General features: G+C 40.6%; 16 protein-coding genes and 1 pseudogene. 8 read left to right on the top strand and 9 right to left on the bottom strand.

The window, feature by feature from the left end; translation table 11 throughout:
* Positions 1-20 precede the first annotated feature (20 nt).
* On the bottom strand, positions 21-2,846 hold the full coding sequence (gene uvrA, locus BLW31_RS06410) for an excinuclease ABC subunit UvrA (RefSeq protein WP_029425595.1): 2,826 nt from the start codon (positions 2,844-2,846) through the stop codon (positions 21-23).
* Positions 2,847-3,003: 157 nt separating this feature from the next.
* On the opposite strand from uvrA, the gene BLW31_RS06405 reads away from it, so the two are divergent.
* Both BLW31_RS06405 and BLW31_RS06400 read left to right on the top strand, forming a co-directional pair.
* Entirely contained in the window at positions 3,004-4,770 is a 1,767-nt protein-coding gene (locus BLW31_RS06405; protein WP_022301877.1) for a LysM peptidoglycan-binding domain-containing protein, read from the top strand.
* Positions 4,771-4,778: 8 nt separating this feature from the next.
* Positions 4,779-5,501 carry a porin family protein gene (locus BLW31_RS06400; protein WP_010538391.1) on the top strand — a complete coding sequence of 241 codons (723 nt, stop codon included), beginning with the start codon at positions 4,779-4,781 and terminating at the stop codon, positions 5,499-5,501.
* 94 nt (positions 5,502-5,595) lie between these two features.
* Here the strand turns inward: BLW31_RS06400 and BLW31_RS06395 are convergent, their stop codons facing one another.
* The 5 genes from BLW31_RS06395 to BLW31_RS06375 all read right to left on the bottom strand — a co-directional run bounded on the left by BLW31_RS06395 (position 5,596) and on the right by BLW31_RS06375 (position 9,372).
* On the bottom strand, positions 5,596-6,039 hold the full coding sequence (locus BLW31_RS06395) for a DUF4293 domain-containing protein (protein ID WP_022301879.1): 444 nt from the start codon (positions 6,037-6,039) through the stop codon (positions 5,596-5,598).
* Positions 6,040-6,145: 106 nt separating this feature from the next.
* On the bottom strand, positions 6,146-6,481 hold the full coding sequence (locus BLW31_RS06390) for a DNA-directed RNA polymerase subunit omega (RefSeq protein WP_004299989.1): 336 nt from the start codon (positions 6,479-6,481) through the stop codon (positions 6,146-6,148).
* A 14-nt stretch (positions 6,482-6,495) separates the two neighbouring features.
* On the bottom strand, positions 6,496-7,299 hold the full coding sequence (locus BLW31_RS06385) for an outer membrane protein assembly factor BamD (protein WP_010538393.1): 804 nt from the start codon (positions 7,297-7,299) through the stop codon (positions 6,496-6,498).
* A gap of 232 nt (positions 7,300-7,531) precedes the next feature.
* Positions 7,532-7,957 carry an ACT domain-containing protein gene (locus BLW31_RS06380; protein ID WP_010538394.1) on the bottom strand — a complete coding sequence of 142 codons (426 nt, stop codon included), beginning with the start codon at positions 7,955-7,957 and terminating at the stop codon, positions 7,532-7,534.
* A 116-nt stretch (positions 7,958-8,073) separates the two neighbouring features.
* Positions 8,074-9,372: a phenylacetate--CoA ligase family protein gene (locus tag BLW31_RS06375; RefSeq protein WP_010538395.1), complete on the bottom strand. Its 1,299-nt coding sequence runs from the start codon at positions 9,370-9,372 to the stop codon at positions 8,074-8,076.
* Between the two features lie 135 nt (positions 9,373-9,507).
* Between BLW31_RS06375 and uvrB the strand changes: the two genes are divergently transcribed.
* Positions 9,508-11,541: an excinuclease ABC subunit UvrB gene (gene uvrB, locus BLW31_RS06370; RefSeq protein WP_010538396.1), complete on the top strand. Its 2,034-nt coding sequence runs from the start codon at positions 9,508-9,510 to the stop codon at positions 11,539-11,541.
* Between the two features lie 384 nt (positions 11,542-11,925).
* Positions 11,926-12,120, top strand: a pseudogene (locus BLW31_RS06365) (5' nucleotidase, NT5C type); the annotation flags it as partial.
* Positions 12,121-12,209: 89 nt separating this feature from the next.
* Here BLW31_RS06365 and BLW31_RS06360 read toward each other — a convergent pair.
* On the bottom strand, positions 12,210-12,914 hold the full coding sequence (locus tag BLW31_RS06360; RefSeq protein WP_010538398.1) for an SGNH/GDSL hydrolase family protein: 705 nt from the start codon (positions 12,912-12,914) through the stop codon (positions 12,210-12,212).
* A 314-nt stretch (positions 12,915-13,228) separates the two neighbouring features.
* Here BLW31_RS06360 and BLW31_RS06350 point away from each other — a divergent pair, with 314 nt between their 5' ends.
* The 4 genes from BLW31_RS06350 to BLW31_RS06335 all read left to right on the top strand — a co-directional run bounded on the left by BLW31_RS06350 (position 13,229) and on the right by BLW31_RS06335 (position 15,711).
* A complete protein-coding gene (locus BLW31_RS06350) occupies positions 13,229-13,897 on the top strand; it encodes a DUF4919 domain-containing protein (RefSeq protein WP_010538399.1) in 669 nt (222 codons plus the stop codon).
* A 201-nt stretch (positions 13,898-14,098) separates the two neighbouring features.
* The gene (locus BLW31_RS06345; protein WP_010538400.1) at positions 14,099-14,485 is read left to right on the top strand and encodes a GxxExxY protein; all 387 of its coding nucleotides are present in this window, start codon (positions 14,099-14,101) and stop codon (positions 14,483-14,485) included.
* Between the two features lie 54 nt (positions 14,486-14,539).
* Positions 14,540-15,016, top strand: a complete 477-nt coding sequence (locus tag BLW31_RS06340; protein WP_032837111.1) for an alanyl-tRNA editing protein — start codon at positions 14,540-14,542, stop codon at positions 15,014-15,016.
* Between the two features lie 266 nt (positions 15,017-15,282).
* Positions 15,283-15,711 (top strand): Hsp20/alpha crystallin family protein, encoded by a 429-nt coding sequence (locus tag BLW31_RS06335; RefSeq protein ID WP_010538402.1) that lies wholly within the window; start codon positions 15,283-15,285, stop codon positions 15,709-15,711.
* Positions 15,712-15,816: 105 nt separating this feature from the next.
* Here the strand turns inward: BLW31_RS06335 and BLW31_RS06330 are convergent, their stop codons facing one another.
* Both BLW31_RS06330 and BLW31_RS06325 read right to left on the bottom strand, forming a co-directional pair.
* Positions 15,817-16,932: an ABC transporter permease gene (locus BLW31_RS06330; protein ID WP_010538403.1), complete on the bottom strand. Its 1,116-nt coding sequence runs from the start codon at positions 16,930-16,932 to the stop codon at positions 15,817-15,819.
* A gap of 11 nt (positions 16,933-16,943) precedes the next feature.
* The gene (locus BLW31_RS06325; RefSeq protein ID WP_010538404.1) at positions 16,944-18,047 is read right to left on the bottom strand and encodes an ABC transporter permease; all 1,104 of its coding nucleotides are present in this window, start codon (positions 18,045-18,047) and stop codon (positions 16,944-16,946) included.

The raw sequence follows: 18,047 nt of genomic DNA, 5'->3' as shown, positions 1-18,047 counted from the left end.
CCGGCACTCATACTTCAATATCAAAGTCCTAACTCCTCGCGAAGAAACTTCGGAGTATAACCTTTCTGGCTCTTCGCAACCTCTTCCGGTGTTCCGTAGCTAAGGAGTACTCCCCCGCCCTTACCACCTTCAGGCCCCATGTCTATGATATAATCCGCCATCTTGATAACGTCCAAGTTATGTTCGATTACAATAACGGTATTGCCCTTATCCACCAATTTATTAAGTACCCCCATCAACACACGGATATCTTCGAAATGGAGGCCGGTAGTCGGTTCGTCAAGAATGTAAAGTGTTTTACCGGTATCTCGTTTGGACAATTCTGTCGCTAGTTTCACACGCTGGCTCTCTCCACCGGAAAGGGTGGTAGATGACTGTCCTAATTTAATATAGCCCAAACCGACATCCTGCAAGACTTTTATCTTATTCAGAATCTGCGGAACATTCTCAAAAAATTCGACAGCACGGTTGATAGTCATATCAAGCACATCAGCAATGGACTTTCCTTTGAAACGTACTTCCAGCGTTTCACGATTATAGCGTTTGCCATGGCAAACTTCACAAGGTACATACACATCCGGCAAGAAGTTCATTTCAATCGTCTTGTATCCGTTACCCGTACAGGCTTCACAACGACCGCCCGATACATTGAAAGAGAAACGACCGGGTTTATAACCGCGGATCTTGGCTTCCGGAAGACTTACAAACAAATTACGGATATCTGAAAATACACCCGTATAGGTAGCCGGATTGGAGCGAGGAGTACGTCCTATCGGAGACTGATCCACATCGACTACCTTATCTATATTTTCCAGTCCTTCAATAGACTCGTATTCCAAGGGGTCCTGCAAGGAACGATAGAATTTCTGTGAAAGAATCGGCTGCAAAGTCTCATTAATCAAAGTCGACTTACCGCTTCCGGATACTCCTGTCACACAAATCAACTTACCTAACGGAAATTCAACATCTACATTCTTCAGATTATTTCCTTTCGCTCCTTTCAGCCAGATAGACTTCCCATTCCCTTTTCTCCGCTTGACCGGAATTTCTATTTTCATCTTTCCGTTCAGATATTGCGAAGTCATCGTTTCGGTTTTAAGCATTTCCGACGGAGTTCCGGAGAAAACGACTTCTCCGCCCAGACGTCCCGCTTTCGGTCCCATATCAATCACATAGTCGGCAGCCAGCATCATATCTTTATCATGTTCAACTACTATAACAGAGTTCCCCATATCACGGAGCTCCTTCAACGAACGGATCAGTCGCAGATTGTCACGCTGGTGCAATCCGATACTGGGTTCATCCAGAATATAAAGTACATTCACCAATTGGGAACCAATCTGTGTAGCGAGACGAATACGCTGGCTTTCACCACCGGACAGACTGACTGAACTACGATTCAGCGCCAGATAATCCAGCCCTACATCCAGCAGGAATCTCAAACGCGTACGAATCTCTTTCAGAATCTCGGCAGCGATTTTCTTCTGTTTGTCAGACAGGAACTGGTCCACATTCATCAGCCAGTCATATAGCTCATTAATGTCCATATTTGCCAGCTCATTGATGTTCTTGTCGTGAATACGGAAGTGTAATGCTTCTTTATTCAACCGGGCACCTTTACATTCCGGACAAACAGTGGTCCGTGCAAACTGTTCCGCCCACTTCTGCGCTGTAGCAGATGCATCTTTTTCCTGAAGCATCTGGATATATTTTACGACTCCCTCGTAGGTCACAAAGTAATCGGAAGAAGTCCCTATCAACGAACTTTTGATCTTAATCCGATCGTCAGAACCATACAGGATTTCTTCAACCGCATCGTCTGACAATTCCTTCATCGGAGTTTTTAAAGTAGCCTCATACTTCTCCAGCAAAGCACCAATCTGCCAGAAAATCATCGCATTCTTGTATTTTCCCAAAGGCGCTATGGCTCCTTCATAGATGGAAAGTTCACGGTCGGGAATCACCTTATCGACATCGATCTGATTAACGGCTCCCAATCCTTTACACTTCGGACATGCTCCCTGCGGAGAGTTGAACGAGAAGTTGTGAGGAGCCGGTTCCCGATAAGACAATCCTGTGACCGGACACATCAGGCGCTTGCTGTAATGGCGGATATTTTCTGTTTGTGCATCGAGAATCATCAATAAACCATCACCTTGACGCATCGCAGTTGCCACGCTCTGTTTCAGTCGTTTATCATCTTTATCAGCTACAATCAGCTTATCTATTACAACCTCAATATCATGATTTTTGTAACGGTCGAGCTTCATACCATGTGTCACTTCACGCAGTTCGCCATCTACCCGTACATAGAGATATCCTTTCTTGCGTACCTGTTCGAAAAGTTCTTTGTAATGTCCTTTACGCGAACGGACCAATGGTGCGAGCAAGTATATCTTCTTTCCTTTATAATCTTTCAGAATCAGATCCAGAATCTGTTCCTCCGTATATTTCACCATCTCCTCACCCGACAAGTACGAATAGGCAATACCTGCACGGGCATAAAGCAGACGAAGATAATCGTATATCTCCGTTGTTGTTCCTACAGTGGAACGGGGATTTTTATTCGTCGTCTTTTGTTCAATGGAAATAACCGGACTCAAACCGGTTATTTTATCGACATCCGGACGTTCCAGATTCCCCAGGAAGTTGCGGGCATAGGCTGAAAAAGTCTCGATATAACGGCGTTGTCCCTCGGCAAATATCGTATCGAAAGCCAAAGAAGATTTACCACTACCACTCAATCCGGTAATCACTGTCAAACTGTTACGGGGAATTTCAGCATCAATATCTTTCAAGTTGTGCACACGAGCACCATACACATTAATATATTCTGTTTCTTGCATATTCATATCCTTCATAAATGGTACAAAATTAATGTTTCCGCCCGAAATATGCTCCTAAAAAAGCACAATATTATTTTCTTAACTCAAATCTTATGAAGATATAGGGCATTATTCGTACCTTTGTTCCTTGATTTCAAGAACCAATAGTTATAAATTGATGAAACCGATAAGCCGAATATTCTTATGTTTGTTTTTTATAAGCGCCTCATACGCTATTAGTTATGCACAAGAGAACCAATCTTACTTCTTGCATACCATCGAAAAAGGACAGAGTTTATACTCAATCGCCAAGATGTATAATGTCACAACAAACGACATCATACGTTTGAATCCCGGATGTGATGAGAAAATTTATGCCGGACAGGCCATAAAAATCCCTAAAGGAAAAGAAAGCCAGAAAGGAGAAACATTTCATACGATTCAATCCGGAGAAACTTTATATAAACTGACTACAATCTATAATGTATCTGCGAAAGCCATTTGTGAAGCAAATCCGGGATTAAGCGCTGAAAACTTCCGTATCGGTCAGGTGATTCTCATCCCATTGGAGCAAGAACCGGAAACAGCAACGGCACAAACACCGGTTGATAAACCTGCTATCCAAGGTCCTGTACAATCCAGATGCAAAGATATGCATAAGGTGAAACGCAAAGAAACTGTATTCAGCGTAAGCCGCGAATACGGAATCAGCGAGCAAGAACTGCTTGCCGCCAATCCCGAACTGAAAAACGGAATGAAAAAAGGACAATATCTTTGCATCCCCTATCCTGGCGCAATAACGATGCAGCCGACAACTCCCAAAGAGGACCCGTACGCTATTCCACCCAGCAACAACGAACTTTTCCGCAAGAGTAAAGAAACTCCTCAGGAAATTTCCACTATCAAAGCCGCTTTGCTATTGCCTTTCCAGGAAGACAAACGGATGGTGGAATATTATGAAGGTTTCCTGATGGCAGTAGACAGCCTGAAACGTACAGGCACTTCCATTGATTTATATGTATATGACTGTGGGAAAGATGTTTCTACATTAAATTCTATTCTGGCTAAGAATGAGATGAAGAGTATGAATGTCATTTTCGGCCCGATGCACCAGCAGCAAATCAAACCTTTATCTACTTTTGCAAAAAAGAATGATATACGGTTAGTCATCCCTTTCTCTTCGAAAGGTGAAGAGGTGTTTAATAATCCCGCCATCTATCAGATTAATACTCCACAATCCTATTTGTATTCAGAAGTATACGAACACTTTACCCGCCAATTTCCGAATGCAAACGTCATTTTCATTGAGCCAACCAGCGCAGACAAAGAAAAGGCTGAGTTTATAAGTGGCATGAAACAAGAGCTGAAAAACAAGGGAATATCGATGAAAACCGTCAATGAAAACGCTACCAAAGATATGCTGAAGGAAGCTCTTCGCACTGACAAGGAAAATGTTTTCATCCCGGCTTCAGGCAATAATGTTATGCTGATCAAGATTCTTCCTCAGCTGATTCTATTGGTCAGAGACACTCCGGAGCAGAATATCCGCCTGTTCGGTTATCCTGAATGGCAAACGTACACCCGGGATCATCTGGAAAGTTTCTTTGAACTGGATACCTATTTCTATTCATCATTCTACACCAATACATTGTTTCCGGCTGCTATACAGTTCATCAACAATTACCACAAATGGTATAGTAAAGATTTAGTCAGCAAATATCCCAGCTACGGAATGCTCGGTTTTGATACAGGTTTCTTCTTTCTGAAAGGATTGTCACGCTATGGCTCGGAGCTGGAAAACAACTTGCCAAAAATGAATCTGACTCCCATACAGACAGGATTCAAATTTGAACGCGTCAACAACTGGGGAGGATTCATCAACAAGAAAGTATTCTTCATCCATTTCACGAAGAATTTTGAATTAGTAAAACTTGACTTCGAATAATACAAAAAATGATAAAGATAAAATCTGTTCTGATCGCTGCTTCCCTGATAATGGGACTTGCACTTCCGGCCACCGCACAGATTGGCGAACCACGCCAGAATTTTTCTGTCGGGTTTAATGGGGGTGTCAACTTAAACAGTGCTTCATTTACTCCTAAAATCAAGCAAAACTCATTAATGGGTATCACCGGAGGGTTGACAGCACGTTATATTTCCGAAAAATATTTTGCGATGATCTGTGGCGCGCAAGTGGAGTTAAACATCTCACAACGTGGCTGGGATGAGCTATTCGAAATTATGGATGCAAACGGACAGACAGTGGAAGATCCTACCCGCTCATACACACGGAAAATGACTTATATCGATATCCCTTTCCTGGCGCATCTGGCATTCGGAAAAGAAAGAGGATTGCAATTCTTTGTCAACGCCGGTCCGCAGATCGGACTCTTGATCAGCGAATCTGAAAGTATGGAGAATATAGATATGAATAAACTGACAGACACGCAAAAAGCTGTTTACGGTGATAAAATCCAAAACAAATTCGATTACGGTATAGCCGGTGGTGGTGGAATAGAATTCAGAACCAAGAAAGCCGGCAGCTTCCTGCTCGAAGGACGTTATTATTTTGCATTGTCCGACTTTTACAGTACAACGAAAAAAGACTATTTCTCTCGTGCAGCTCATGGCACAATCACGGTGAAATTCACTTATCTATTCGATCTGAAAAAGTAAAAGATAGTAGAAATAAAAAAACAGGCGCGAAGTTCGCGCCTGTTTTTTTATTTCTATAAAGCCACTCCCTATGCCGGGAGCTTCCTTCATACTCTTACCGAAGTCTGTCTGCAGCCTTCACCATCACTTCATCACGTCCGATAGCACGAATAGCCAGCACGTTCAGAACAATGGATACCAGTGGCAAACAAAGTGCCCAACCAATACGGAACAAATTAGCGTCGCTCTTCAATGCAAAATAGAAAGCAATAAAGGCAATATAATAACCTACCAGCAACAAACTATTGAAGATCGACATGCGAATCTGTAACATGCGGTTCTTATACAGAAAAATAGTCGCAAAAGCTACCAGGGCACTCAGCATCAGAATACCAAATATCCCCCAAGTAGACTGGAAAGTTCCATTCACATCTATTCCCAGAGCTTTAAAAGGATGTTCTCCCGTAGTGTCGATAAAATATCCCATTGGCAAACACATTGCTGCGATCAGCAACGCTGTAACAATCAATAAGTACAAACTTTGAATCCGTTGAATCATAAATATTCTATAGTAGTTAAGTTAAACAATAATAGCCAAGCAATAAGGAATAGGAAAATACTTCCCGCTTACTACTTGACTATCAATTCTTTCGTTAGAAAATAAATTACTGAAGTTTTTCTTTCTCCTTAGCCGGATTTCTATAATAAATTTTCCCTTCGATGTATTCCTGTGTAGCAATCAAGTCAGGTTTCGGAAGTTTCTCATAATAACGAGAAATTTCAATCTGCTCTCTATTTTCGAATACTTCTTCCAGATTATCATTGTAAGAAGCAAACTCTGCTAATTTCTTAGAAAGATCGTTTTTAATTTCCACACTAATCTGATTAGCACGCTTACCAATAATGGCAACAGTTTCATAAACATTCCCTGTGTCAGCACAGAGTTCCATCATATCACGGGTTACTGTCGTAGCAGGAGCATTCGTTTTTTTGTAGTCCATAAATCTATTTTAATTTAGTCTTTAATTACTTTCTGTGATTCATTGAATATTTTTTCGGCCTCTTTCAGGTATTTGCTTTCTGGAAATTCATTCTTAAAAGCATAATATTCATCTACCGTTTCACGGTAACGATCCATCTTCTTATCTTCTACACTATAAATGGCCATTTCATGTCTGGCACGCAGAATCAAGATAGAAAGTTCTTCGCGATAATCTGTATAGGGATAATCTTTGAGTGCATTCTGGGCTGTAATTACACATGACTCATAGTTATTTCCCAGATAGTTGCCCAGATTATAATACAACTTCGCTGAATAGAGTTCTTTCAACACCAGTTTATCCTGCAAAGCAAAAATCATATCTTGCGCTTCCTGCTTCTTGGTACTGTTCGGGAAATACTCCATGAACATCTGCAGTTGCTGGATAGCCTGATAAGTGCTTGATTGATCCAAACGTGGTTCCGGAGTATCCAGGAACAGGGATTTACCTGCATGGAAACGTGCCAGTTCAGTGAAAGTCCCACGAGGATAAGTGTTGAAATAGGTGATAAATGTCTGGGCAGCTGTCTGATAATCTTTCTGATTATAGTAACTCATACCCAACATATACAGAGACTCCTCCGCCTTATCGGTTCCTTTAAGGATTGTAATCAATTCGTTCAGCAAGGTAGCTGAGCGGTTATACTGCCCTTTTGCAAAATAGTTTTTGGCGGCCTCGTACTTGTATTCGCAATCGGTACTTTTCAGCAATTTGTTGTACTCTCCACACGATGTCAGAGAGGCTGCTGCGAGCAAAGTTATAATGATATTTTTCTTCATCCTTTTAAAAAATATTGCGCAAAGTTACTTATTCGCGGGGAATTAACCAATTAATCTATGTTTTTTAATACATAAAAGGCGTTAAACATCGACGAAAAGAGAAAAAATGACGTCGAACGGGAAGCTGCCAACAGTCAATAATAAACGGTGAACGACAAACAAGTAGTGCCATGCTCATACATCAGCCCTACTGTTCCTCGTTCACCGTCCGCTTGTATTGTCAGTCACCCGGTTACAGCTTATACAATTCGCTCGCAGCCAACAGATCGACTTTCTTTTCTTTCAGTACTTCAATACACTTATCCATATTGCTGGGACGAATCACAACATTTGCCACATTATTATTGGCAAATGAATACATGTATTCGATAAAGACGCCCTCTGCCGACAAGAATCCCAGCACTTTTGCCAAAGCTCCCGGCACATTCGGACAGCTAATACCAACTACATCTGTTATATTCACAGCAAAATGATTATCTTTCAATGCTTTATATGCTTTATCCGGATCGGATACAATTCCACGCAAAATGCCAAAATCAGCATTTTCGGCGATGCACAAGGCAGAAAGATTGATATTCTCTTTTGCCAGCACTTCAGTCACTTCCGTCAAACGGCCGGACTTGTTTTCCAAAAAGATAGAGAGTTGTTTTGCTACCATTATCGTAAAGTTTTAAGTTTTAAATACAGGTATTAGGTAATATGTATTAAATATCAGCCATGCGGATTCCATTTACAGCTACGATAATACTTAATACCTATTACTTAATATCTATTTCAAATTTTTCTGTTGTCAATCACTCGTTTTGCTTTGCCCACGCTACGTTCAATGCTACGCGGCTCTACCAGCTTTACATTCACTCCCAGACCAAGCACACTTTGCAGACGACCTGCCAGCTTCTTCTTCAACGCCAGCATGCGGTTTATCTCATCCGAATAGAAATTCGGACGCACTTCTACCTGAAGTTCCATGGTATCGGTATTGTTTTCACGGTCCACTATTAACAAATAATGTGGTTCGAACTCTTCCATCTCAAGTATAACAGACTCTATCTGAGTCGGGAATACATTCACACCACGGATAATCAGCATATCGTCACTACGTCCCAAAATACGATCCATACGAACCAATGTACGCCCGCAGGAACATTTATCATAATGCAACGCTGTCAAATCACGCGTACGGTAACGGAGCAATGGCATTCCTTCCTTTGTCAGATGAGTAAACACCAGTTCACCCGTCTGCCCGGGTTCTATCGGCAACAATGTATTCGGATCTATAATTTCCGGGAAATAATGATCTTCATTCAAGTGCGTGCCATGCTGGCATTCACACTCATAACCGACACCCGGCCCGGCTATTTCACTCAATCCGTAGATATCATATGCTTTGATACCGAGCTTATCTTCGATTTCATGACGCATATTCTCTGTCCAGGGCTCTGCACCGAAAGCTCCCACTTTCAGCTGGAACTCTTCACGCGGATAACCGGAATCTTTAATGGCATCCGCCAGATAAAGCGCATACGAAGGAGTACAGCAAAGAACAGTTGATCCAAAATCATGCATTAATGTGATCTGTTTCTCTGTATTACCACTGGACATCGGAATCACAGACGCTCCAATATTCTCAGCTCCGGCATGTGCTCCTAACCCACCGGTAAAAAGTCCATATCCATAAGAAACCTGAAATATATCTGAACGGCCTGCTCCATAAGCAGTAAAAGCACGTGATATACATTCCGCCCATGATGACAGGTCTTTGCGGGTGTATCCCACTACTGTCGGCTTTCCGGTAGTACCGGAAGAAGCGTGAATGCGCACAATCTGGCTCATCGGTACAGCACAAAGTCCAAAAGGATAATTATCTCTTAAATCATGTTTCGTAGTAAACGGCAGTTTCACGATATCGTCAATCGAATTGATATCATCCGGGGTTATACCCATTTCCTGCATTTTCTTCCGATAGAAAGGCGTGTTGTGATAAACGTAATCCACAATTTTCTTGAGTCGTATGCTTTGAATCTTGCGAAGACTTTCGCGGTCCATACACTCAATGGTCTCATTCCAAATCATGTTCTCTTGGTATTATTAGTTGTATGAATCTGTTTCATGATATTAATATGTTGCAAAGTAAAGGATTTATTTGGAAAAATGATTTGTAATCTCAATTATTTTGCCGAATATTGCTCCACTTTTTAGGATTTAACTATGAATTTTGAACTAACATCAGCTTACAAACCTACCGGGGACCAACCGGAAGCCATCGCTCAGCTCACTGAAGGGGTACTTCAGGGAGTTCCTGCACAGACATTATTGGGAGTTACCGGGTCGGGAAAAACATTCACCATCGCCAATGTGATCGCCAACATCAACAAACCTACGTTGATATTGAGCCATAATAAAACACTGGCAGCGCAGCTATACAGTGAGTTCAAGGGATTCTTCCCTAATAACGCCGTAGAATACTACGTTTCATATTATGACTATTACCAGCCGGAAGCCTATCTGCCGAATTCAGACACTTATATAGAAAAGGATCTTGCCATTAATGACGAGATTGACAAACTGCGTCTTGCTGCTACCTCTTCTCTGTTATCCGGTCGGAAAGATGTAGTAGTCGTATCCTCTGTTTCCTGTATCTATGGTATGGGAAACCCGTCGGATTTCTATAAAAATGTAATTGAAATTGAACGGGGCCGGATGCTCGACCGCAATGTTTTCCTGCGTCGTCTTGTAGATAGCCTGTATGTCCGTAACGATATTGAACTGAATCGAGGCAACTTCCGCGTAAAAGGAGATACGGTAGATATTTATCTCGCTTATTCGGACACCTTGCTTCGCGTCACTTTCTGGGGGGATGAAATTGATGGCATAGAAGAAGTGGACCCGATTACCGGCATGACTACCGCCCCTTTCGAAGCTTATAAGATTTATCCCGCCAACCTATTCATGACCACCAAAGAGGCTACTCTTCGCGCTATTCATGAGATAGAAGATGATTTAACCAAGCAAGTAGCATTCTTCGAATCTATCGGTAAAGAATATGAAGCCAAACGACTGTACGAACGGGTGACCTACGACATGGAAATGATCCGGGAATTAGGACATTGTTCCGGTATCGAGAACTATTCCCGTTATTTCGATGGCCGTGCTGCCGGCACACGTCCTTATTGTCTTCTCGACTTCTTCCCGGACGACTTTTTACTGGTTATTGACGAAAGCCATGTAAGCATACCGCAGGTCCGCGCAATGTACGGAGGCGACCGTGCCCGTAAAATCAATCTGGTAGAATACGGCTTCCGATTGCCTGCTGCCATGGACAATCGTCCTCTGAAGTTTGAAGAGTTTGAAGAGATGACAAAGCAAGTGATTTATGTCAGTGCCACACCGGCGGAATATGAACTGATACAATCGGAAGGAATCGTTGTAGAACAGGTTATCCGTCCTACCGGCCTGCTTGATCCTGTCATCGAAGTGCGACCGAGCCTCAACCAGATTGACGACCTGATGGAAGAGATTCAGCTCCGCATCGAAAAAGAAGAACGGGTACTTGTCACAACACTTACTAAACGTATGGCGGAAGAGTTGACCGAATATCTTCTCAATAATAATGTAAGATGCAACTATATTCACAGCGATGTAGATACGTTAGAACGTGTGAAGATCATGGATGACCTGCGACAAGGTGTTTACGATGTACTTATTGGCGTCAATCTGCTCCGTGAAGGACTTGACTTGCCGGAAGTATCTCTTGTCGCTATCCTTGATGCCGATAAGGAAGGATTCCTCCGGTCCCATCGGTCATTGACCCAGACAGCAGGACGTGCCGCCCGTAACGTAAACGGAAAAGTGATTATGTATGCTGATAAAATAACGGACAGCATGCGGCTTACGATCGATGAAACAAATCGTCGACGTGAGAAACAGCTGGCTTACAATGAAGCAAACGGTATCACTCCACAGCAGATCAAGAAGGCCAGAAACTTGTCTGTATTTGGCAATGCCGGCTCGGAAGCCGATGAAATGTTGAAGGAAAAACATGCTTACGTGGAACCTTCCTCTCCTAATATTGCAGCCGACCCTGTTGTACAATACATGAGTAAAGCACAAATGGAGAAGAGCATAGAACGTACCCGTAAATTAATGCAGGAAGCTGCCAAAAAGCTGGAATTTATCGAAGCCGCCCAATATCGGAACGAATTATTAAAACTGGAAGATTTGATGAAAGAAAAATGGGGATAAACGGCTCATAAATATCAATAAATCTATAACAAACCCGCACTTTTGCTAATTAGTGTTATAAAAACACCTATTAAGGATGAATAATTTGCTAATATCACAGAAGTCCGTATCTTTGCACTGTGTTTTTCATAGTATTAGATTTAAGGTTAACAAAGGTTGGAGCAAGGCGTTGCTCCTTTTTTTATGTCCATACGTTATCTAAGCTTTTTCAATTCTATAAAATAATATACGAATGCCTTGGCCAATGTTCCATAATAGACTCTACTTTGGAATCTTCAGTAACCAAATAATCGATATCCCCCCAAAGAAGCTATAGTATAGTCTTCAGCCACCGAATATCCGCAAAGTCTAACAGAAAAACAAGAATGGCTCAACAAACATTTCCCTTTCATCACATGGGAGCAAATGATATTTTGCGGACGCAAAGACAGTATCAAAGGAGATATAATGATTGACGATCATCCCAAAAATCTCAGAATTTTTGATGGTGAAAAATATATTTTCACCCAACCGCATAATATTTTTATAACAGATTATAAACGAGTAAATAGTTGGAATGAGATTATGACACTTTTCTAGTCTTTTCCACAACCTAAGAGCAAGAAAAAATGCCTCTTGATTTCTTTTCAAGAGGCATTTTTTATATATTCTATTGACTAATTCATTCACTAAAGTGCCTTTTCAATAGCTTGTTTGATCAATGTTTCCATGACTTCATATCCCTCACCTGTCGGATGTACTCCATCTTTTGTATATTGAGGATTCAAAGCCTTGTTCTCGCCAACTACCATCGGCTGATAATAGTTCACAAACGGAATTTTGTTAGCCTTGGCATAAGCTTCTATACGGGCATTCAGTGACTGAATCTTTTGAGGAGCATCCTTGATCTCCCGTCTCCATGGAAATTCAGCAGCCGGCAGCACTGAAGTCAGAATCACCTTTATTTTATTTGCTTTCGCTAACTCTGCCATAGATGCAATATTTCCGAATGTATAATCTTCATTATACGGACCTGTATTTTCAGCCACGTCATTTGTTCCCGCATTAATGACAACCAATGCCGGAGCAAGATTTATCACATCTTCCCGAAAACGAAGTAAAAACTGATAGGAAGTCTGTCCGCTGATACCACGGCCAATATATCCATTCGTTTTGAAAAAGTCAGGATGCGTCCTCACCCATCCTTCCGTAATGGAATTGCCCATAAAAACAACTCTTTTTTCTTTCTTCACAGGTTGCGCAAGTGTTGCATTCTCTTTCGCATAACGTTTAAAGTCAGCGAACTCATGTTTCTGTGCATAGATCTCTCCTACCGAGAAACTCAAACAAACAACAGCCAATAACATCCATTGACCCAATTTTTTCTTTTCCATATACTTATAATAAAGATTAGTAATTCAAATTGCATGCAAAGATAAAAAAACTCTTTATATGAACGATTAAATACCGAATATCCGTTAAGTGAAGAAGTAATTTTCTTAATCTATGTTATATAACATGGATTTTTCTTTGGATTATTTGCAGATTTCACAGAAGTCCGTATCTTTGCACTGTGTTTTTCATAGTATTAGATTTAAGGTTAACAAAGGTTGGAGCAAGGCGTTGCTCCTTTTTTTATGCCTATACATTTGGAATCCTGAAAAAGAATGGTATTTTTGTAAATCATAATATCCTAAAAAATACTGCCATGAAAAAACTCATAACTCTCTTCTTTATAAGTATACTTAGTCTTCAGATGTACTGTTCCGCACAAGAGATATTGAACGTAGATTATTCTGCCATCAAGGAATATGTAACCGACCATAGTACGGAATTTCAGAAACTCATGCAACGTTTTGAGGAAAATGATAGCCTACTCACCCGCCAGGATTATGCCATGATATATTACGGATACTCCTTTACTCCTGCCTATAAAGGAAGTATGGATAACTTTCAGGATCTCCGGAAACTGATTAAAGAGCAAAAATATGAAGACGCTTATAATACCGGTAAAGAACTGCTGAAAAAGAATCCTGTATCTCTTCAATTATTATACAACATGTACGGATTAGCAGGTTTACTTGAAAAAGATATCCAGGAAATAAAGCATTATTCGAAGCGATACGCAGCCCTTCTTACTATGATTTCCCTTACAGGAGACGGCACAAGTGAAGAGACAGCATTCAAGGTTATCTGCGTTAATGATGAATACCAGCTACTGAACATGTTATTCAGAATGGAAAACATGAAAAGTCAATCGCTAGTCAATAAATGCGATCTGATAGAGTTTGATAAATGCCAGCATTATGAAGGCAATCAAATGTACTTCGACATTAGCCGTTCCCTTGATTATACGAGTAAATTATTCGGGAAATGAAAAGTAGGTTTGCTTTTGGGGATCTCTCCCAAACTAAAATACAAAAATAATAACTTATAATAAACTTGAAATAACTAATTAAATAATGGAATCAGAAATTCAACTCAACGACCACAACAAACAGGAATATCCTCCCATGCATACAGATGAGACACATTATCTTATTTTTTAGACAAAAGAACATAAGAACAAAAAAGAAACATGGAAATAGAAAGTTTGATAAAAGCTATTATCCAGTGTGCTTATAATGTAAGAACACACCTTGCAGCAGGTTTTCTTGAAAATGTTTATCAGAAAGCATTGATGATAGAATTAAAAGAAAAGGGTATTCATGCAGATACAGAAACTCCTATAAATGTATATTACAAAAATGAAATTGTAGGAGAATTCAGAGCAGACATAATCGTAGAAGGAGAAATAATCATTGAACTTAAAGCGGTACAGCATCTTCTTCCTATACACGAAACCCAATTAGTAAATTACTTAACCGCTACCAATACAGACCACGGCTTATTAATAAACTTTGGTGGTGAACGTATCGAAATAAAAAGAAAATTCAGAGAATATAAACATAAAAATAACGCATAAGAAAAAATATGTTCTTTTGTTCTTATGTCTAAAAGCAATAAAAATTTGTCTATTATGGAAATAAATCAAGCAGCCCCCAAATTTCAGGATGTGTCAATCGCGCCTATGCATACAGCAGAGCATTTATTAAATGCCACTATGGTAAAAACCTTTGGTTGCCTCCGCTCAAGAAATGCCCATATAGAAAGGAAAAAGAGTAAATGCGACTATATTCTTTCTGTATGTCCCACGGAGGCGGAAATACAAATGATCGAAGATAAAGTAAATGCAGCTATCGACCAAAATCTGCCCGTTACTGTAGAATTCATGACTCATGAAGAAGCAAAAGACATCGTAGACCTGAGCAAACTTCCCGCTGATGCCAGTGAAACCCTTCGTATTATACGTATCGGAGATTACGACGCCTGTGCCTGTATCGGACTACATGTATCCAATACTTCAGAAATAGGAACTTTCAAAATCATCAGTCATGATTATGATGAAGAAAGACAAGTATTAAGGTTGAGATTCAAGCTTCTTGAGAAGAAATAGAATATCAAATTAATATCTATATTATATAAAATAAACAAACACAGGCTACATTTTGTCATCAAACAAGATAAATTGACATTATCAAGATGACAAATAGACACTTACAGCCTCAAATATCTTTTGGCATAAGGTTTGCACTTATAACAGCGAACGACGGTTCGAAAACGGACGGCAAGAGTCGAAAATTCCTCTCTGCAGAAAGCGACGACCCGAAGTTCAAAATTGAATAAACCGAATGTTTAACTAAAAGATAGGAGACTAAGATTATGATGCCTGTTAGAAGAACTCAAAACTGGTTACCAAGTATTTTTAACGATTTCTTTGATAACGATTGGATGGTAAAAGCAAATGCTACCGCACCTGCAATCAATGTTTTTGAAACAGAAAAAGAATACAAAGTTGAACTGGCTGCTCCGGGGATGACAAAAGAGGACTTCAATGTTCGCATTGATGAAGAAAATAACCTCGTTATCACCATGGAGAAGAAGACTGAAAACAAAGAAGAGAAGAAAGAAGGTCGCTATCTACGTCGCGAATTCTCTTATTCCAAGTTCCAGCAGACTATGATTCTACCGGATAATGTAGATAAAGAAAAAATATCTGCCGCAGTAGAAAACGGAGTATTGAATGTTCAACTTCCTAAGATTTCTGAAGAAGAAGTGAAGAAAGCCGAAAAGCAAATCGAAGTAAAATAACACAGTAACCGCAATTCACCTCAAGCGGGTGAAGAGATAATAAAAAAACAGCTCTTTCCGATCATAAAGGAAAAGAGCTGTTTTTTATATAGTCCCATTACCCGACTATTGATTTTTCCGGTAGCTGAACACTGCCCAGCTATTGAAAACCAGGGCAAAAAGAAACAAGACTCCTATTTCAGGCAGCAATTCCAGTAAGCTGCTTCCCTTAAGATATACCATACGCATTGCTTCCATAAAGTACTTCAACGGATTAAAATAAGTGATCACCTGCGCCCACTCAGGCATGCTGCTCACCGGTGTAAATAGTCCGCTCATCAACATCAGAATCAACATAAAAAAGAACATCACAAACATGGATTGCTGCATAGTTGCCGAATAATTGGATATGACAAGCCCGAAACCGGACATAACAAACACAAACAGAATCGCCAAAAAATAAATCACAATAAAGTGTCCTACAGGAGTTATTCCATAAAGCAACCAAGATAATAAAAAGCACAAAGTCAATACGATAAAGCCTGTGATCCAGTAAGGTAGAAGTTTGGCCAGAATAAAAGTAAACTTCGGTACAGGGGTCACATTAATCTGTTCGATGGTTCCAACTTCTTTCTCACTAACGACATTCAAAGCAGGTAAAAAACCGCATATCAGAGTCAGCAACATTCCCATCAGTGCAGGAATCATATAAAGCTTATAATTCAGATTCGGATTAAATAATCCCTGCGTATCGATACAAATAGAAGGGGCACTACCCGAAGCTGAAACGGCATCAGGACGTTCCGCACGTAATTCGGTTGCGTAATTATTGATAATAGTAGCCAGATAAGAACTGCCCAACCCTCCTTTCGTTCCATTTACCGAATTGGCGGCAATCAAGATATGAGCTTCCCCTTTGTTCATCCAATCCTTTTCCAAATGACGGGGTATCTCCATCACAATATCCGCCGTTCCCAATTCAATATTCCGCAATCCATCCGCATAAGATGCCGGAACTTCCGTCAGACGGAAATAAGTAGAAGCCGCAATCTTATTCACCAACCGCTGAGAAATAACCGAATGGTCGTTATCAACGATATTCAGCTGGATATTCTTTATTTCCATATTCACGGCCCAAGGCATCAGCAACATGATCATACAGGGAAAGACAAGAATCAATCTCGGCAAGAACGAATTGCGTAGCAACTGTTTAAACTCTTTTTCTATCAGAAATTTTATCATAATAAATTCCTTTATTCCAATCGATATTTAAATTTCTTGATGCTGATTGTAATAAGCACTATGGCCATCAGCAATAAAATGCCAATCTCTTTAAGTACCAGCACAACCGGCACTCCTTCAATCATCAGTTTGCGTACAGCCTGTATATACCAACGGGCCGGAATAATGTCCGATATGACCTGAAGAACTATTGGCATGCTTTCTACCGGAAAAATCATGCCGGACAAAACCATGGTAGGCATCATCAATATCATACCGGATGCCAACATTGCCGCCACCTGTGTACTTGTCACTGAAGAAATCAGCAAGCCCAAAGCCAGCGATACGAAGATAAAAAGCAAGGATACCATCACCAGCCAGAATAAACTCCCCACTACCGGCACATCCAGCACAAAGACTGAAAGCAACAGAATAGTAGTCAGATTGACAAACGATAAAACAAAGTAAGGAATTGCCTTCGCCAACACAATAAATAATGGTTTTACCGGAGATACCAGCAATACTTCCATGGTACCGGTCTCTTTTTCACGGACAATGGAAATAGAAGTCATCATCGCGCAAATCAACATTAAAATCAATCCCATAACCCCGGGCACAAAGTTATAGGCACTCTTCATTTGCGGATTATACAATAATTTGATATCCGGAATCAAACGGGAAACAGAAACGTTGGAAGGCAACATTTCCTGCCCCACCGAAGAAACAATACTGGCAGCGTAATTGGTTTGCGAAGTAGACATATTAGGATCAGTTGCATCTGCTATCAGCTGCACACGGGCATCTCCCTTATAAAGTCCGTCAGCAAAACGCTCTCCAAATACAATCGCCACATCAATCTTATTTTTCCGGAAGGCAGCCTCCATTTCCTGCGGAGAATGAAAGCGGGCAGTAACCGTGAAATATTCACTCGCATCCAGACGGTCTATAATTTTCCTTGTCACCACATCATTCGAAGGATCAAGAACAGCCAGCCGGACATTCTTCACTTCCGTACTGATAGCAAACCCAAACAGGATAATCTCTACGACCGGCATTCCCAACAGAATCAACATCGTACGCCGGTCACGGAAAATATGATAAAATTCTTTCTTTACGAAAGCTATAAATTGTTTCAT

Origin of the sequence: Bacteroides faecis MAJ27 (assembly GCF_900106755.1) — a bacterium.
In the GTDB taxonomy this organism is placed as follows: domain Bacteria; phylum Bacteroidota; class Bacteroidia; order Bacteroidales; family Bacteroidaceae; genus Bacteroides; species Bacteroides faecis.
The sequence above is the reverse complement of the archived record's forward strand: the minus strand, read 5'-3'. Positions and strand labels throughout refer to the sequence as shown.

Coding starts and splice junctions, on each gene's coding strand:
- uvrA (WP_029425595.1), bottom strand. CDS start 2,846: ATGCAAGAAACAGAATATATTAATGTGTATGGTGCTCGTGTGCACAAC.
- BLW31_RS06405 (WP_022301877.1), top strand. CDS start 3,004: ATGAAACCGATAAGCCGAATATTCTTATGTTTGTTTTTTATAAGCGCC.
- BLW31_RS06400 (WP_010538391.1), top strand. CDS start 4,779: ATGATAAAGATAAAATCTGTTCTGATCGCTGCTTCCCTGATAATGGGA.
- BLW31_RS06395 (WP_022301879.1), bottom strand. CDS start 6,039: ATGATTCAACGGATTCAAAGTTTGTACTTATTGATTGTTACAGCGTTG.
- BLW31_RS06390 (WP_004299989.1), bottom strand. CDS start 6,481: ATGGACTACAAAAAAACGAATGCTCCTGCTACGACAGTAACCCGTGAT.
- BLW31_RS06385 (WP_010538393.1), bottom strand. CDS start 7,299: ATGAAGAAAAATATCATTATAACTTTGCTCGCAGCAGCCTCTCTGACA.
- BLW31_RS06380 (WP_010538394.1), bottom strand. CDS start 7,957: ATGGTAGCAAAACAACTCTCTATCTTTTTGGAAAACAAGTCCGGCCGT.
- BLW31_RS06375 (WP_010538395.1), bottom strand. CDS start 9,372: ATGATTTGGAATGAGACCATTGAGTGTATGGACCGCGAAAGTCTTCGC.
- uvrB (WP_010538396.1), top strand. CDS start 9,508: ATGAATTTTGAACTAACATCAGCTTACAAACCTACCGGGGACCAACCG.
- BLW31_RS06360 (WP_010538398.1), bottom strand. CDS start 12,914: ATGGAAAAGAAAAAATTGGGTCAATGGATGTTATTGGCTGTTGTTTGT.
- BLW31_RS06350 (WP_010538399.1), top strand. CDS start 13,229: ATGAAAAAACTCATAACTCTCTTCTTTATAAGTATACTTAGTCTTCAG.
- BLW31_RS06345 (WP_010538400.1), top strand. CDS start 14,099: ATGGAAATAGAAAGTTTGATAAAAGCTATTATCCAGTGTGCTTATAAT.
- BLW31_RS06340 (WP_032837111.1), top strand. CDS start 14,540: ATGGAAATAAATCAAGCAGCCCCCAAATTTCAGGATGTGTCAATCGCG.
- BLW31_RS06335 (WP_010538402.1), top strand. CDS start 15,283: ATGATGCCTGTTAGAAGAACTCAAAACTGGTTACCAAGTATTTTTAAC.
- BLW31_RS06330 (WP_010538403.1), bottom strand. CDS start 16,932: ATGATAAAATTTCTGATAGAAAAAGAGTTTAAACAGTTGCTACGCAAT.
- BLW31_RS06325 (WP_010538404.1), bottom strand. CDS start 18,047: ATGAAACAATTTATAGCTTTCGTAAAGAAAGAATTTTATCATATTTTC.